General features: G+C 62.6%; 15 protein-coding genes. 3 read left to right on the forward strand and 12 right to left on the reverse strand.

The genetic code is table 11. The annotated features are described in order from the left end of the window. Positions 1-3 precede the first annotated feature (3 nt). The 5 genes from BMG00_RS12855 to BMG00_RS12875 form a co-directional block, all read right to left on the reverse strand. Positions 4-837, reverse strand: coding sequence for an ABC transporter permease (locus BMG00_RS12855; protein WP_078574617.1), 834 nt, complete (start codon positions 835-837; stop codon positions 4-6). Beyond that, positions 830-1,702, reverse strand: a complete 873-nt coding sequence (locus BMG00_RS12860; RefSeq protein WP_078574618.1) for an ABC transporter permease — start codon at positions 1,700-1,702, stop codon at positions 830-832. Before BMG00_RS12860 ends, BMG00_RS12855 begins: the two co-directional genes overlap by 8 nt. A 3-nt stretch (positions 1,703-1,705) precedes the next feature. Beyond that, positions 1,706-2,794, reverse strand: a complete 1,089-nt coding sequence (locus BMG00_RS12865) for an ABC transporter ATP-binding protein (RefSeq protein WP_158521724.1) — start codon at positions 2,792-2,794, stop codon at positions 1,706-1,708. A gap of 64 nt (positions 2,795-2,858) precedes the next feature. Then, complete coding sequence (locus BMG00_RS12870; RefSeq protein WP_158521725.1) at positions 2,859-3,968, reverse strand: ABC transporter substrate-binding protein; 1,110 nt, start codon at positions 3,966-3,968, stop codon at positions 2,859-2,861. Between the two features lie 73 nt (positions 3,969-4,041). Beyond that, a complete protein-coding gene (locus BMG00_RS12875) occupies positions 4,042-5,388 on the reverse strand; it encodes a glutamine synthetase family protein (RefSeq protein WP_078574621.1) in 1,347 nt (448 codons plus the stop codon). Between the two features lie 128 nt (positions 5,389-5,516). Between BMG00_RS12875 and BMG00_RS12880 the strand changes: the two genes are divergently transcribed. From BMG00_RS12880 to BMG00_RS12890, 3 genes are all read left to right on the forward strand, one after another. Beyond that, positions 5,517-6,347, forward strand: coding sequence for a helix-turn-helix transcriptional regulator (locus BMG00_RS12880; protein ID WP_078574622.1), 831 nt, complete (start codon positions 5,517-5,519; stop codon positions 6,345-6,347). After that, positions 6,319-7,212 (forward strand): glycosyltransferase family 2 protein, encoded by an 894-nt coding sequence (locus tag BMG00_RS12885; protein WP_245795031.1) that lies wholly within the window; start codon positions 6,319-6,321, stop codon positions 7,210-7,212. The genes BMG00_RS12880 and BMG00_RS12885 overlap by 29 nt, the downstream gene beginning before the upstream one ends. Positions 7,213-8,227: 1,015 nt before the next feature. Then, a complete protein-coding gene (locus BMG00_RS12890; protein WP_078574624.1) occupies positions 8,228-8,965 on the forward strand; it encodes a siderophore-interacting protein in 738 nt (245 codons plus the stop codon). 50 nt (positions 8,966-9,015) lie between these two features. Here BMG00_RS12890 and BMG00_RS12895 read toward each other — a convergent pair whose 3' ends face one another. From BMG00_RS12895 to BMG00_RS12920, 7 genes are all read right to left on the reverse strand, one after another. Continuing rightward, positions 9,016-9,669: an energy transducer TonB family protein gene (locus BMG00_RS12895; protein WP_096349014.1), complete on the reverse strand. Its 654-nt coding sequence runs from the start codon at positions 9,667-9,669 to the stop codon at positions 9,016-9,018. Positions 9,670-9,937: 268 nt separating this feature from the next. Further along, positions 9,938-10,693, reverse strand: a complete 756-nt coding sequence (locus tag BMG00_RS12900) for an iron ABC transporter ATP-binding protein (RefSeq protein WP_078574625.1) — start codon at positions 10,691-10,693, stop codon at positions 9,938-9,940. Further along, a complete protein-coding gene (locus tag BMG00_RS12905; RefSeq protein ID WP_078574821.1) occupies positions 10,690-11,655 on the reverse strand; it encodes an iron chelate uptake ABC transporter family permease subunit in 966 nt (321 codons plus the stop codon). The genes BMG00_RS12900 and BMG00_RS12905 overlap by 4 nt, the downstream gene beginning before the upstream one ends. After that, positions 11,645-12,571 carry an ABC transporter permease gene (locus tag BMG00_RS17395; RefSeq protein WP_093470089.1) on the reverse strand — a complete coding sequence of 309 codons (927 nt, stop codon included), beginning with the start codon at positions 12,569-12,571 and terminating at the stop codon, positions 11,645-11,647. The genes BMG00_RS12905 and BMG00_RS17395 overlap by 11 nt, the downstream gene beginning before the upstream one ends. 30 nt (positions 12,572-12,601) lie before the next feature. Beyond that, positions 12,602-13,492, reverse strand: a complete 891-nt coding sequence (locus tag BMG00_RS17400) for a siderophore ABC transporter substrate-binding protein (protein ID WP_093470136.1) — start codon at positions 13,490-13,492, stop codon at positions 12,602-12,604. A gap of 213 nt (positions 13,493-13,705) precedes the next feature. Beyond that, entirely contained in the window at positions 13,706-14,554 is an 849-nt protein-coding gene (locus BMG00_RS12915) for an alpha/beta hydrolase (protein ID WP_245795032.1), read from the reverse strand. Continuing rightward, on the reverse strand, positions 14,554-16,665 hold the full coding sequence (locus tag BMG00_RS12920; RefSeq protein ID WP_078574626.1) for a TonB-dependent siderophore receptor: 2,112 nt from the start codon (positions 16,663-16,665) through the stop codon (positions 14,554-14,556). The genes BMG00_RS12915 and BMG00_RS12920 overlap by 1 nt, the downstream gene beginning before the upstream one ends. Positions 16,666-16,679 lie beyond the last annotated feature (14 nt).

Raw genomic sequence — 16,679 nt, forward strand, 5'->3', positions numbered from 1 at the left:
TGATCAGCTATCGGCGATCTTGCTCAGGCGACGACGAGCGGCACGTTTGCGCAGTCTGTCGACAGCAAAGATCAACACCAAGGCTGGCATGAAGGTCAGAGTGGCAAGTGCCGGATAGATCGGGGAAGAGCCCACTGCGATCCCTGAAAAGACGAAAGTCGGCAAAGTGCGCGTCGAGCCCGAGAGGCTGTAAGTTATGTAGAAATTCCCCCAGGAGAGCAGGAAAGCAAAAACCGCTGCAGAGAAAATACCCGGCCAGATCAGCGGGAGCGTTATCTCTCGCAAAATCTGCCAGCGGGTCGCCCCCGCATCCTCGGCGGCATAGTCGAGCGTGTTGTCATAGCCTTGCATTTGCACCGAGATGATCACGATGCAGAAAGGCGTGATGTAGATGACATGCCCGATCACTGCAGACCAAAGCCCCGGCGACAAATTCAGCCATCCAGCCAGAACCGAAAACCACAAGAGCATCACGACGCCCAACAGCAGTTGCGGGAACAGGAGCGGTGCGAAGGTCAGGATCCGGAAGCCCCACTGGAAGCGGAACTTGTAGCGGGTCCAGGCGAAGGCTCCGCCAATGCCCAGAAGCGTGGCGAACAGCGTTGCCAGAACCGCCAGGAGTGCAGAGTTCCCCAGCGACGACCAGAAGTCGCGATCTGCCAGCAGCTCTCCATACCAGCGCGTCGAAAACTCCGGGATCGGCCAGGATAGAAAGCGGCTCTTGGTGAAAGAGAAAAGAACGAGCGTGGCAATCGGAATGTAGAAGAAAATAAGCGCCGCGATCACCGAGCCATACAGCACGACATCCGCAATCCGCTTTTCCATGAGATCAGTCATTTGCCACCCTCCGAGCCTGCCAGAGAGCGACCGCTCCGAACACCGTCAAAGCCGCTGCACCGATCACGATCAGAACGAGCGTCAGAGCCGCCCCAAGCGGCCAGTTGACCCTGGTTTCGAAACTCTGCCGGATCAGCTCTGCCGCGAGTGGAGAGGTCCCGCCCCCCATAACCTTGGGTTCGAGGAAAACCCCGAGACTTAGGACAAACACCAAGACCGCACCCGCCCAGATGCCGGGTTTGGCAAGCGGCAAAGTCACCTCGACAAAGGCTCGCAACCGCGAGGCGCCGGCATCGCGTGCCGCCAGCACCAGATCCCCGTCGATCCGCGCCATCGAAAGCGCAACCGTGAAGATCGTGTAGGGTAGCAAATTGTAGACCATGCCGATCATCGTCGCGTTCGGCGTGAACAGCACGTTCACCGAAGCGGCCGGAAATCCAATCGCCTCGAGCGTGCCGTTCAACACGCCTGAGCGGTCGAGAAACAGAACCCAACCGAAGGTCTTCAGAACGGCGTCTGTGAGAAAGGCAAAGACCATCAACAGGGTGATATGGTCGGACCAACGCGACAGCCGATGGAGCATGCCATAAGCGATCGGGATCGCCAGGACCGTGCAGAGCAAAGTGCAGATCAGCGCCATCACCAAGGTGCGCCACATGATCGTCCAGTAATGGACCTGGCTGAACACGTCGGTCCAGACCTTCAGATCCCAGGTCCAGACCAGACGATAGTATTGGGTGCCCTGAAAGCTCAGAAGCGCCGTCATGATCAGCGGGATCACGAAGAACAGCCCCATCAGCAGCAAGAGCGGCAAGGTCGACAGGCGCAACGCTCCGTCTCGCCAGGATTTCTGTATCTCAGCCATCGCTCAGGCCCCCACAGCGAACAGGTCGCCCAGCGCGAGACCGAGCCTCACGGCATCGCCCTGCTTTGCGGGCAGAGTGGAGGTGCCGGGGATATCCATCACGATTTCGGTGCCAGCCGCTGCGATCCGATACTGGATGGAAGCGCCACGGATGAAATACTCGTTCACCGTGCCGACAATGGTGCATTCGGCATTCTCGCCTTGCGGAAGCAGGCGCAGCATTTCCGGCCGTATCATAAGCGCCGCATCGCCTCCTGCTGCAACTCCGGGCGCCACCTGATCGGCTGAAAGGAGAGGTTCGGTGCAATCCAGTATCTCGCACGAGAACCGGAACCCCTCGCCAACTCGCGTGACCTTGGCGGGCAAGAGATTGGTGTCTCCGATGAACCCGGCAACGAAGGCATCCGCGGGGCGATAGTAGATTTCGGATGGCGCACCCAGCTGCACAATCCGTCCCGCGCGCATCACGCAGATCCGATCGGCGAGCATCATCGCTTCCTCGAGATCGTGAGTGACGTGAACGAAACTCGTCCCGACATGGCGGTGCAGGTGTTTGAGTTCTGCCTGCAGGGATTTCTTCAGCTTCGCGTCGAGCGCGCTCATCGGTTCGTCGAGCAGCAGCACCGGAGGTTGCGACACCATGGAACGGGCGAGCGCCACGCGCTGCTGTTCGCCTCCCGACAGCTCATGCGGAAATCGGTTGAGATAGCTTTCCTTGAGGTGCATCAGCTCCAACATTCTGCGCACCGCAGTGTCGATTTCCGATTTCGGGCGTTTGGCAAGATGAAGCGGAAAGCCGATATTCTGCGCGACGGTCTTGTGAGGAAACAGCGCGAGTTTCTGAAACACCATCCGCGTCGGTCGGGCCGAGGCGGGTATCCCCGCCATGTCCTTTCCGTCGATCACGAGGCTGCCCGCCGAGAGATCCTCAAATCCGGCGAGGATCTTGAGCAGCGATGTCTTTCCGCACCCTGATGGTCCGACGAGCGCCAGAAATTCACCGTTCGCGACTTCCAGAGAGATATCGGAAAGCGCGCGATAGGTGCCGTAGTATTTTTCGATTCCGGAGGCTTTGATGATGGGAGAAACCAAGGGGGGAGTTCCTGTCTCAGAAATAGAGCAAGGGCGGCGAAAGCCACCCTTGCAAAGCAGTAGTTCAACGCGCGGCGGCCAGTTCCTGAGACCAAATCTCAAGCATCTGGTCGATGTTCGGAGCGACATTGTGGAAGTGGGACTTGTCCCAGGCCTCCCACATGTAATCCATCTGCAGCACGTCTTTCTGCTCGTCCGTGAACAACGCCTCGGCCTTCTGCGACGGGACGAGGTTGCAGGTCGCTTCCGTCCAGGCGAGCTTGACGGCGACCTCGGGCGAGGTCAGATCGCGCAAGAGCGCTTTGGCCTTCGCGTCATCGACCGGATCTTTCACGATGCCGCCCGCTTCCATCCAGATGATACCCTGCTTCAGGCCGTCTTTCGGCTCGGGCACGATCGACATGATCTCTTTCTGTCCATCCTTGCGCAGCGCCGAGGTGCAGTAGGTCCCACCGCCGATCAGGGTCCTGAACGAGCCGTCCATCAAGCCTTTTTGCGCGACCGACAGGTCACCGACGATCGCCCGTGTATTCTTGAAGAGCGCGCGCAGCACCAAGCGGATCTCGTTGAGCTCGGCGTCATCGAGCTCCTTGTAGGGGTCGATCCCGGCGTAGAGCGCCATCGGCATGATCGGCCAGTCACCCCAGTCGAGCACGCATATCTTGTCCTTGTAGGCTGGATCGAAGCAAGGCGCGTAGCTGCGCCAGCTTTCGAGCTTGTCATATTTGGTGTTGACGGTCGGCCCGACCCACCCCCAACGCGTCGGAAGACCCGTTGTCTTTCCCTCGAAGTTGAGCGGCTCGAAAGGCGCGCGAAACTGCGGATAGAAGCTGTCGTAGACATCGGCGAACTCGGCATCGTCGAGAAATTCTCCGATACCCGCCGGCCCCATGCGCTGCACCCAGGGGCTGTCGGTTGCGACCACATCAAAGTCACGCCACGCACCTGCCGCGAGCTTCGCGAAGCCGCCGGGACTGTCGGTGATAAGGTCGATCGAAATCGAGACGTCATTCGCCTCCTCGAAAGGCTTGATGATGTCGGGGCTGTCATAGCCCTCCCAGCACATGAACTTCATCGATGTGGCGGCCTGCGCGGACCGAGGCATCAGGCCAGCACCCGCGAGCCCGGCGGCACCCATGCCTTGCAGGAAAGTGCGGCGATTGGGCGAAAACATTGGTATTCCCTTGGACTTTGTCATCTCTCTTAACTCCCGGTTGGTTTGATCTAGGCCCGTTTTTTTGTTTGTTTCAGACGACCTCTAGGTATCTTTCGCGTTCCCATGTGCTCACGTGGCGCAGGAAAGACGCGTATTCGTGACGGCGCGCCCGCACGAAACTGTCGATGAAGACATCCCCGAAAAGAGCGCGGGCGATCCGGCTCTCATTCAGCCGGTCGGCCGCCATACCAAGATCGCTCGGAAAGCGGCTTTCGGGGGAAGGCTGAAGCACATATTGATCGCCAGACGCCGGTGGCCCCGGATCGACCTCATTTTCGATGCCCCACAATCCGGCGCCGAGACACATGGCCAACGCCACATGCGGGTTCGTATCTGCCGAAGGAACCCGAAACTCCACGCGCGTCGCATCCGGGGAGTCATTCATCACCCGGGCCGCGACAGTGCGGTTCTGAATCCCCCAAGATGCCGAAGTCGGCGCCCACATTCCCGGAACCATCCGGCGATAGGCATTCACGGTGTGACTGCAAAGCGCGAGCATCTCGGGCATCAAGGCGACCAGCCCGCCGATGAAATGCCGAGCAGTCCGGCTCAAGCCGTCCGTATCGTCGGGATCCACGAAGGCAGCGCTCTTGTCTTTCAGACTGCGCAGCGAGACATGAAGGTGACCGGATTGCCCCGAGAGATTTTCGTTTAACTTCGACATGAAACAGGCGGTGAGCCCATTGCGCCGGAAATAGGTCTTCGCGAAATTCTTGAACAGCGCCGCATCATCGGCAGCTTTGACACCCTGCGCATGGGTCAACGGGACCTCAAGGCAGCCGGGGCCCAATTCCGTATGGAGCGCATCCAGGCCGATCCCAAGCCGCTCCATCATGTCTACAAGGCCATCCAAAAGACTGTGCTCGTTCGCCAGCGTTTCGAGAGAGTAGGTTTTGTTACCGAGGGCATAGTGCTTCGGCTTGTCGAAGCCGCCTTCGCGCAGGCTCGACGCGTTCTCATCGAGCACATTAAATTCGAACTCGAAGGCCGATTGGACTGAGAAGCCCATCTCCGCTGCCTTCTCGATCTGCCTGATCAACTGGTTGCGCGCAGAGCGTTCTCCGAAAGGCATCGCGTAGTCGGCGATGCAAATCGCTTGCTCACCCTCGAAGGGCCACGCGCGCAATGTTTCGGGGAAAAGCTGCGCCGGAACATCCGTATAGTCGCCGCCACCGTAGGTTTTCTCAGCGCTGTCCCAATTGTAAAGCACATCACAGAACGGATAGCCGCCCCGACCGAGCTTCTCCGCCTTCGAGCGCGCGACCCGTTTGACGCGGAACATACCGTCCTGGTCGAAAATCCCGATGTGAACATGCTGCGCGCCGATCCGATCGAGCATTTCGTGCATATCGACATGATTGGGGGTATCAGCTTGCATTTCCGCAGCATTCCATTTTTTCCTAATTATGGTCAGCTTAGAGCTTTGAATGTGCCCACCAATACCCCCCGAGGGGTAGAGCCTTACCCCCGAAGGGTTAGGCGCGGATCGAAACGAGACCCGGAACGATGTCTGGATGGAACGAACGCATCGCCGATGCGATCACCACAGTGGGAACGGATGAATTCGCCCGAACGCTTGATCGGGCGACAGAGACGCTGTTCCCATACAAGATTTGCATGGTTTTCGCTTATGAGGGCAACGCGACACCACAATCGCTCTATCACAACCTGCCGCCAGACGCGGCGCGGATCGTGATCTGGGATTACTGCGTCGGGCCCTACTTGCTTGATCCGTTCTACGCGCAGACCGAGGCCGGACGCCGCACCGGAGTGGCGGGGCTCCGGCAGATGGCACCGGACAAGTTTTTCCAATCGGAATATTACGCCAAGCACTACAGCCGCACGGGCATTCGCGACGAGATCGGGGTCTTCGCTGCTATTGGTCCGCGCCGGGTCGCTGTCATCAGCTTCGCAAGAGAACGCGGCCAACCAATCTTCAGCGCACGCGAGCGCGCGAAGCTTGCCGAAGTAGGGCCAGTGATCGAAGCCCTTATGCGCGCCCATTGGGGCGTCTCAGCCGCCCGAGATGCACTTGCCAATCCGGCGCACTCCGCCGTGCCGCCGCTGCAGGTTCTGCTCGATCGGATAGCCGGTGGCGTGCTCACCCCAAGAGAGAGTGAAGTGATCGCGATGGTGCTGCGCGGATACTCGACCGCTGCGATCGGCGCAAATCTAGTGATCAGCGACGAGACGGTAAAAGTTCACCGCAAGAACGCCTACCGAAAGCTGTCAATTTCCTCTCAGGCACAACTCTTCTCGCTCTTTCTGAAGGCTTTAGATGAGAGTTCGACGTCGGGTCGCGAGGGACATGCGGTTTCACTTAAGAAGCGAGGATAGCGCCGGGCGTTTTGCAAGTTCGCGCCGACCGAGAGATTGGTCTGTTTCCTCCCCCTCCCTCACTGCCTATAGACAGATCAAACGCATTCATATCGGCACCCCATATCCCATGAAGATTTCCGTCATCACCGCCGTCTACAACTCCCAAGAAACGGTCGGCGAGGCCATCGAGAGCGTCGGCCGGCAAACCCATCCCGAACTCGAGCACCTCATCATTGAGGGCAAGTCGAAGGACGGCTCGCTCGCCGCCATCGAGCGCGCGTCGCATGATCGGATGTTTCTGGTAAGCGAGCGTGACAAGGGAATCTATGATGCCCTCAACAAGGGCGTGGCGCAGGCGTCCGGCGATATCGTGGGCTTCGTTCACAGTGACGACTTCCTCGCCCATGACAACGTGCTCACCCGCATTGCCGCCGCATTCGAAGACCCGCAGGTCGAAGCAGTCTTCTCCAATCTCGACTATGTCTCGCAAGCGGACACGACGAAAGTGGTGCGGCACTGGGCGACGGGTCCCTATAGCGCAGCGAAACTCAAACGCGGCTGGATGCCGGCCCACCCGACCCTCTATCTCCGGCGATCCGTCTATGAGCGCCTCGGCGGCTTCGACACCAGCTTCCGGATCGCGGCAGATTACGATTTCATCCTTCGATATTTCTCCCAAGCGACAGGTGGATCCGTCTATGTCCCCGAAGTGCTCTACAAGATGCGCCTGGGCGGCGTGAGCAACCGCAACTTGGCCAGGATCCGTGAAAAGATGGGCGAGGACTGGCGCGCGATCCGACGCAACAAGGTCGGAGGCGTGATGACGCTTGCGAACAAAAACCTCTCGAAGCTGGGACAGTTCGTCGAGCGGCAGAAAAGCTGAGAGCCTCCGGTGTCGCTGAGGCCCTGCATAGTCGAAGCATGGGCAGACCCGCGCTACGAGATCGTGAGCCCCCGGCGGCACCGCGGAGCGGACGCATGCCTGAGGCCGATGCGGCGGCCACTTGATCTGCATGCCCGGACAGGATGGACCGGGCTGGTATCGCTGCCACCCTTTAAAGCTGTGCGGCAACCGGATGCCTGCCTGCCCACAATGCGGCATTGGATTGCCGGTTCGAGACGAGAAGACGGCGGAAATGGTCTGTCCGGATTGTGGAGCGAGACCACCGGCCTGTCCGAGCGGCAAGCAAGGCCGGCGCGTCGAACCCCGGGACCGCTCCGGCTGCGTCCGGTCGCCGGCCACCAATGGCACCCGGTAGGTGCTCGACAAACGACATGGCAGCGCGCGAATGCATATTGTCGAGCATGCAGCAGACGGGATCGCCCCTGCTCGACTAACGACATGGATCAGCTGTCAAGGTGCTCGGGTCGCGACGCCGCATGCTGTTAGTCGAGCACCCCGCACCACCCGCAAGCCATTGAACTCTATGGAATCGAGATAATGCCTCATGCTGCGAAACGAGCACCCCCTCTGATGTCGACAAGCGAATTTTGGGTGAGATTTGCATCGCGGACAAAAGACACGACCTCAAGCAGCGCTTGGCGTCTGCCGCGACGCGGCTCTGCGATGGACCAGGGCCTTGCAGCCTGACCTGTTCCCTGCGGCTCCCGCATTCATAACGAGAACCTGCAGGTTGGAGAGCGGATCAACATGCATCGGCCCCGGCTCATTCGTAACGCGCCGCTCTTCACAAGTCGCGTCTTGACGCTGGCGACAAATTCGCAAAATCCGCTTGTCGCGCCTTCAGGTTCGACTAAGTCTTTGACAATCGTCCTCGCAAGGGGGCGCGCAAGCGTTCACGTCGATCAACGCACTGTCACCGGGGGTGCCCGGTCAGCACGTTGGTATGTCCAGCCGCCGCCAGACCGGACGGAACCTGATTTGAAAAGGACTGGATATGACCGACATGCCGCGGATCCGCAGGGTCCGGCACGATATCATTCGACGAAATCTGACCATTGCCCGGACCGAGCACGTAACGCCGCAAATGCTGCGTCTGACGCTGAAGGGTCCCGATCTCGCGGGGTTCGTCTCCGCCGCGCCGGACGACCACATCAAGATCATCGTTCCCGATGGCACCGGCGCGACGGTGATGCGGGACTATACACCCCGCCGCTATCTCCCCGGCGCGGAACTTCTCGAGATCGATTTCGCCTTGCACGATGCGGGCCCCGCAACCAACTGGGCGCTCGCGGCCCAAGTGGGTGACACGGCAAGTATTGCCGGGCCCCGCGGCTCGCAAGTCATCGACGGTGACATCGCCCGCTGGGTATTGATCGGCGACGAGACCGCTCTTCCGGCTATCGCGCGGCGAATCGAGGAATTGCCCTCCGCCATGCCGGTCACGAGCCTCATCGCTGTCGCGGACGCTGGCGAAGAGCAAGACATCGAGACCAAGGCCGATCACCTTGCGCTCTGGGCGCATCGTTCGGATCCGGCGGACGGCGCGCCGCTACGCCGGTTGCTGGAGCGAATTGCTCTGCCGCCGCGGACTTTCGTCTGGATCGCCGCCGAGGCTAGCGTCGCCCGGGCCTTGCGAGACGACCTGACCGCCCGCGGTCATCCAAAGGAATGGCTCAAAGCGGCGGGCTACTGGATTGCCGGGCAGGCCGACGCGTCGGCGAAGGACCTGTGAGAAGTTCAGGCCCACGCGGACCGCTCCGACGCGGGCCTGCGCTTGCGGTTTCAGCGCGCGAAGCGGATACTCAGGACGAAGCTGTAGCGGGCGTTGGTCAGCCCGGCCGGAGCGGCGGTGAACTGAACTACCCGCCGGACCGCCCGCAACGCAGCTTGGTCGCACGCGGCATTGCCGGACAAGCGCGCGACCGAGACACCCGCAAGCTGCCCCGAGAGCGTCACCATGAGATGCGCCGTCACCATGCCGCGCGCGCAAATTCTGTTCCTGCGCCTTGGACAGGGTCGCTGCCCAGTTGGCCCGCCGATCGCCTGCACTGGCGGCGCCCCCCTCCCCGCCGCCCTCTGCGCGACCGATGGCGCCCCTGCATGTCGCGCCTTGCGCCGGCCCGGTTTCGAGGCGGGCCCGGCCTTGCGCGCGACCTGCTGCCTTTCGGGCTTGAACATCGTCTTGGCTGAGGCCTCGGGCGCAGTCTCAGTGTCGGGTCGTGTCTTGCGCGCCGTCAGTTGCGGGGGCGGTGCCAGATCGAGTTCGCGCAGTTGCGCCTGCGGCGGCAATTCCAACGGCGGCGTGTTGGCCGGTGTCACGACGGGCTCAGGCAACGACATCTGCGAAAGTCGCGCCTGAAACGGTTGACCTAGAAGCGGATCGTCGGACCGCGCGATCATCCCTTCCACGGCTGCGCTCGCAGGCTTCAGGCTCACCACATCCTCTCCGCCGCTCCGCGCGCCACTCGCCCCTTCGATCTCGGGACGCTTCAGGCCGCGCGGCAAGCCAGATAAGCCGCCAGAGTTTTCACACGATCAGCGCGAGAAGCCCCACCGCGAGTGCGGCAATCGCCCGCATCGCAGGCCCGCCCGGAGCCACGAAATCCCGCCTCGCTCGGTCGTCTGCCTTCGCATCAGGTCGTCAAAGCTCATCTCGTTTTCCGCCGTTTCGCGGTCGCATTCGCCTCCACGCCCGCGCGTGCTGTCAGATGTGGTGCAGCACCAGCGGACGCCCCTGGTGGGCGCTGACGCTGATCGGTGTCTCGTAGAGGTCGCTCAGGCGTGCTGTGGTCACGACCTCTTCCACCGGCCCCTCGGCGACGATAGCACCATCTTTCATCGCCACGATGTGATCCGCCCAGCCGGCGGCGAAGTTCAGATCGTGCAGCACGATCAGCACCGAGCCCCCCGCGTCGCGCAGCCGCGCCAGATGCGCCATTAGCGCGCGCGCGTGGGCAAGATCGAGATTGTTGAGCGGTTCATCGAGTATCAGCCATGGAGTCTGTTGCGTCACCGCCATCGCGAGATGCGCGCGCTGCGCCTGCCCGCCGGAAAGCGTCTCGACGAACCGGTCGGCCAGAGTTTCGAGGTCGAAATCCGTCAGCGCCTGATCCACTGCGGCGCGATCCGCGGGACCGGGACGCCCGTGGCAATGTGGCCAGCGGCCGAATGCCACCAGCTCGCGCACCCGCAGCCGCGAGGCCAGATATGTCTGTTGCCCGAGAAACGCCATCTCGCGCGCCAACCTGTCGGACAGGGTGGTGGCGACATCAAGCCCGTTGACCCGCACCCGGCCTTTCGGTGGCGGCTCGATCCGCGCGATCAGGCGAGTCAGGGTCGATTTTCCTGCCCCGTTCGGGCCGATCAACGCGGTGATCTTTCCCGGCTCCAGCCGCAGATCGGCGGATTTCAGGATCGGTACGCCCCGGATATCGAAACTCAGCCCTTCGACTTCGATCATCGCACCCGCCCCCGCAACAGCAGCACCAGAAAGAACAGCCCGCCCGCGAATTCGATCACCACGCTGAGCGTGGCACGCAGGCCGAGCACCCTCTCGAACGCCCATTGCCCGCTGATCAGCAGTGCCATTGCCAGCAGGGCCGCACCCGCAAGCAATGCGCGGTGCCGCGCGCCGGGCAGCAGCGCATGGGCCAGCCCCGCGACGATCAGCCCGAAGAAGGCGACCGGGCCGACCAGCGCGGTAGAGACCGCGGTCAGCACGGCCACCAGCGCCAGGACGCCAATCACCATTCTGCGATGCGCCGATCCCAGCGAGATCGCCCGATCTCGGCCCAATCCCAACACGTCGAGCTGCGGGCCGAGCCAGTGCGAGACCGCAAGCGCAGGCAGTGCTAACAACGCCGCCCAGCCCAGCGTGCCCCCGGCAGGACGCGAGAAATTGGCGAAACTCGCCTGTTGCACGATCGCGTATTCATTGGGATCGAGCAGCCGCCCCAGCAGCACCGCGCCAGAGCGGAACATCACGCCGAGGATCATGCCTGTCAGGATCGTGCGACCGATCGTTTCCGCGCTCGCCCGGCCCAAGAGCGCGCCGAACAACGCGACCGAGACACCGGTCAGCAACATCGCTTCGAGGAGAAACTTGGCGCCCGTAGGCAGGCTAGCGAAACCGATCGTGCCAAGCCCCGTAACGGCGAGGCTCTGGATCAGCAGGTAGAGCGCGTCGAACCCCATGATCGCGGGCGTCAGGATGCGGTTCTGCGCCACGGTCTGGAACAGCACCGTTGCCACGCCGACCGAGGCCGCGACCAGAGCCAGCGACGCTAGCTTGGTCGCGCGCAATGCCAGCACGAAGCGCCAGTTGCCCTCGCCCAGCCCCTGAAACAGCCAAAGCATCGCCAGAAAGACGACCAGCGCCGCGACCATGGCGAGTCGCGCGGCTGCGTCGAACCTAGTGAACATGGCGATCGCCACGCCAAAGCAACCCGAGAAAGGCCGCCGCGCCAAAGACGCCAAGGATGATCCCGGCAGGCACTTCGTAGGGATAGATGATCAACCGCCCGACCAGATCCGACGCCAAGACGAGGATCGCCCCACTCAGGGCCACAACCGGAAGCGAGGCGCGCAGGTTGTCTCCCATCATCCGCGAGACGAGATTGGGCACGATCAGCCCGACGAAGGGAATCATGCCCACGCTGACCACGACCATCGCGGTCACCAGCGCCACGACGAGAAGGCCGAACCTGATCACCGCGCGCGGGCTCAGGCCCAGCGCCGTCGCGGCGTCCGGGCCCAGACCGAGAATCGCGAAGCGGTCGGCTGCGACCCATGCCAGCGCGGCTGCCGCCCCGCCGATCCAGAGAAGCTCGTAGCGCCCCGCTATCACGCCGGAGAACTCGCCCGAGAGCATCCAGATCGAGACATATTGCATCAGATCCGCCTGCCACGCGATGAATGTCACCCCGGCCCCGACGACCCCCGACAGCACCAGTCCTGCCAGCGGCACGAGGAAGATTTCATGCGGCGGCAGGCGACGGATGAGGACAACGAACAATGCAGCGCCCGCCAGCGCACTTGCGGCTGCTACGACCATCTTGACCCAAAGCGGCGCATGCGGCGCGATCAGCGTGACCGCCAGCAGACCTGCTGCGGCCGCCTCCGGGGAGCCTGCGGTGGCGGGTTCGACGAAACGGTTCCGCACGATCTGCTGCATCACCACCCCCGCCACGGCAAGCGCCGCCCCGGTCAGAACAGCCGCCAACATGCGCGGGATCCGCGACACGCTCAGCACGAGCGCCGACATTGGATCGCCCGCCTGCAGGCGCGCGGCGCCCACGCCAAGGCTTGCGCCTGCCAGGGCGATCAGCACGACTGCCATCGTTACCCACCAACCCCGCGCCCTCATCGCTCAGCCGACCAGTGCAGCACGCATCTGTTCGAGCGTGGTCATCAAAGCGGTGTAGCCACCGCCGGCGACGTAGACGCTTCCCGCATCGAGATAGACGATGTGCCCGTTCTGCGCCGCCTTGGTTCCGGCAACCAGCGGGTTGTCCAGCGTCTCGCGGGCCGACGCGCCCCCGGCCCCGATCGCGGCACCGCGATCGATCACGAACAGCCAGTCAGGGTTCACCTCCGCGATGAACTCGAATGAGATCGCATCGCCATGCGTCTCCGGCGCGAGGTTCGGATAGGCCTCGGGAATACCAAGCGCCGAATGCAGCCAGCCAAAGCGCGAGCCCCGCCCGTAGGCCGATATCTTCGGCCCGTTTGTCAGCACGATCAGGGCGGTGCCGCGGCCTTGCGCCTCTGCGCGCACTGCGGCGATCTCGTCATCGAGCGTCGCGGTCAGGTCGTCCGCCGCATCCTGCTTGTTGAACAAGCTGCCATAGGCTGCAAGGCGGGCGCGCAGGTCGCCCACGACATTGGGCGATATCGTCATGTCGATCGCCGGACCAACCTGCGAGACCGCATCGAATTGCGGGGCCGAGCGTCCGCCCACGATTGTCAGATCAGGGTTCAGCGCAGAGAGCGCCTCCAGATCCGGCTCGAACAGGGTTCCGACTTTGGCAGCTTTCGCGACCGGCTCTGCCAAGCGTGGCAAATAGACCTTTTCGGGCACCCCGGCGGGCGTCACCCCAAGCGCGAGCAACGTATCGAGCGCGGCGATATCGTAGACGGCGACCTTTTGCGGACTCTGTTCTACCGAAGCTGGACCGCGCGCGGTTTCGATCTCGACGGGATCGGCCAGCACCGCACCGCTCGCGAGCGCCAGGACAGTTGTGAGGATGGTAAGTTTCATGATCTCGTTCCGTTTCATCTGGGATGGCATGGCTGAGATCTGGCTGTGCGCGGCGCGACGCATAAACGTTTGCGCGGCAAATGGCCAGACGATAGGCGACAAAAAAGATCGGGTTATTTGATGCGAGTGTGAGGCCTCAGATTCACTGCGAGGGACGAAAGCGACCGGGGGGTGTTGAGGCCAGAGATCAAAGAGACGGGACATCGGACGCATTCACTCACCAAGAAACTTGGCGGCGCGGTCGAGGAAGGGCAAAAGAGAGCTGCCGTGGCCGGCGCCGTCGAAGACGACGAGCTGCGCGTCCAGCATCTTGGCCACGCGTTCCGCCCGCCCCGCCATATCGCGCTTGCGCAACCGCGCCACGCGCTCGGGCGACGTACCCGCCGCCCCCGCCGCATCGGCATATTCCAGCGCTCCCAGCGCAATCAGAATCTTCTGGCCCGGCACGGCGCGCTGCGGATCGAGGAACCAGTCGGGGTCGGTCCAGATCGAAGGGCTGCCGGCGGCCACATGCGAGAACAGATCGCTCCGGACGAACCCTGCCCGCAGCGCAAAAGCCCCGCCATAGGAATGACCAAGAACCATCCGACGGCGCGGATCGACCGGCAGAGCCGCTTCGACGCGCGGCAGAACGGTATCGGTGAGCAAAGCCAGAGTGCTCGCAAATCCCGGCCCGGTCGCGTCCTTGCCGACCAGATCGCGACCGCGGCGCACCATGTCCACAAGATCGGGCGTGGGCCAGCCAATCGCCACGATCACGCTCGGCACCACACCCGCAGGCGCGACCACATCGTGTCGCGCCATCACATCTCGCAAGGTGCCGAAGCTCCAGCTCGCATCCATCGCGTAGATCACGCCGTAGCCTTCAGCCGGTGGCGGCGTCTCCGGCCACGACACGAGGACCCGCATCGCTCCGCCCGGTGCGTCGATATCGAAGCTTGCGCTACGGGCCAGCGTGACCGGTGCACCGAGGCTCGCGCCCGGATCGGGCGCTTGCTGGGCGTAGGCCTCCCCGCCAATCATGGCGAGAACGCCCATCAACGTGAAAGCGCCCGCCCGCATCAGAAGCGTTTCTTGAGCGACAGGTTGACGCTGCGCGGCTCGCCGCGGAAGTTGAACACGGAGGTGCCGCCGACGCGCGAGTAGTAATCCTTGTCGAAGACGTTGTTCACGCTCAACCGCAATTCCGTGTCGCCGGGCAGTTCCTTGGCCGCCGTCAGATCGACGACGCCGTAACCCGGTGCACTTAGCGTGGTGCCCCGCGAGACCGAGGAGAAGCCCGAAACCGCCTTGAGCCGTCCGCCGAAGCTCCATCCGTCGAGCACGCCCTCGGTCACCTCATATTCCGCGGTGAGCTTGATCATGTGCTTCGGCGTGTAGGTGGAGAAGACATTTCCCTCGGTCGGACCGTTGAGGTATTTCGACTCCGAATAGGTATAGCCACCCGCGAGGTGCCAGTGCTCGCCGATCTCGCCGGCAGCCTCGACCTCGAAGCCCCGCACGCGCACCTTTTCCTGTGCGACGTAAGAGCTTGAGCCCGACGGCTGCAAGGCACGGTTTTTCTGCTCGAGCTGGAACAGCGCCGCCGACAGGCTCAGCCCGTTTGCGAATTCTGACTTCGTGCCGATCTCGTATTGGCTGCCCTCCAGCGGGTCGATCACGTTGCCGGACGCATCGAGCTGATCCTGCGGCTGGAAGATCTCCGAATAGCTCGCATATAGGGTGGTCGCGGTCGATATGTCATAGGTGAAACCCGCAAACGGCGTGACATGCCCGTCCTCGGAACTGCGCGAGATCGTATTGGCCACGAGGTCGTGAGTCCTGGTGTCATACCACGACAGCCGCGCGCCGGCGATCAGGGTCAGGGCCTCGGTCGGCTTGATCCGGGTCTGGGCGTACAGGCCGCGCGAGTTGGTCGTGCTATCCGTGCGCGACGCCGTCGCGCTGGTGTAGTCCACCGTCGGACGTGCCACGCCGGAGACATCCCACTCTTCGAGATCGAAGCTTCCGGTAAACGCGCCACGATCTTGAAGGACGCGTGAAGTCGTGCGTTGCGCATCCGCGCCCACGATCGCCATGCCGTCCCATCCGCCCACGGTGAAGGGCAGTTCGACATGGAGATCGGCGGCCAGCGAGTCTTGCTCGAAGTCCCGCGCGAGCCACGACAGTTTCGATACGGTATTGTCCGGCGCCGCCGCCGATCCGGCATAGGCGTAGAGGAAATCGCCCGTCTGGTGGGAATTGCGCAGCGAGAACTTCACCCGCGCTCCGGCCCCGAAACGGTGTTCGATCGCGGCGATGACATCCGTTACCTGATTGTCGAACCGGTTCCAGTCCGCGGCGGTCGTGGCCTGGGGGTCAATCCACAAAAGCGAGCCGTCGGCATAGCTGGGCAAGCCGTTATAAGGCGAGATATCGCGTTCCATATGCGACAACGACAGCGTCGCCTCGGTGTCAGGCGTGATGTCCCAGGCCAACGTGCCATAGACCTGCTTCACGCCGTTCGTCTGCTGGTCGACGAAGCCGTCTCCATCGCCATACGCGACAACCATCCGCCCGCGCAGAGAGCCATTCGCATTCAGCTTGCCGCCGAAATCCGCCTCTGCGCGGGCATGTCCGGTCGAATCCAGGTCAAAGCTGACATAGCCGCCGGGATCGGTCCGGTCAGCCTGTTTCAGCCGCATGTTCACCGACCCTGCGGGCGACCCGGTGCCGATGAACAGACCCGAAGGGCCTTTGAGAACCTCGATATGGTCGACGATCGAGAGATCGGGCTGCGTGCCGTAGATCGACGAGACCGGGGCGGGCAAGCCGTCGTAGTAGAGGTAGTCGAACTCGAAGCCGCGCGAGAACAGCGATGACCGTCCGACATCGTTATTGAGCACCATGATACCGGGCGTGTCTTCCATCGCGGTCTCCAGTGCGCTGTAACCGCCATCCTCGATCTGCTGGTAAGTCACCACCGTGGTCGATTGCGGCACTTCGCGCGGGGTCATCGCGGCTTTTTCACCGACCGAGATCAGCCCGCTGCGATAGCTCCCGGTGCCTTCGGTCTTGTAACTCGACCCGGTGACGGTGATCTCGTCGAGTTGAAACATATCCTGCGCCATGGCGCCGGGCGCACAGAGGGCCGTGGTCATCGTCAGGACGATCCGCATTTGCCAAGTTATCATGGAAATCTCTCCGG

The organism is Thioclava marina (genome assembly GCF_002020135.1).
GTDB classification, from domain to species: Bacteria; Pseudomonadota; Alphaproteobacteria; order Rhodobacterales; family Rhodobacteraceae; genus Thioclava; species Thioclava marina.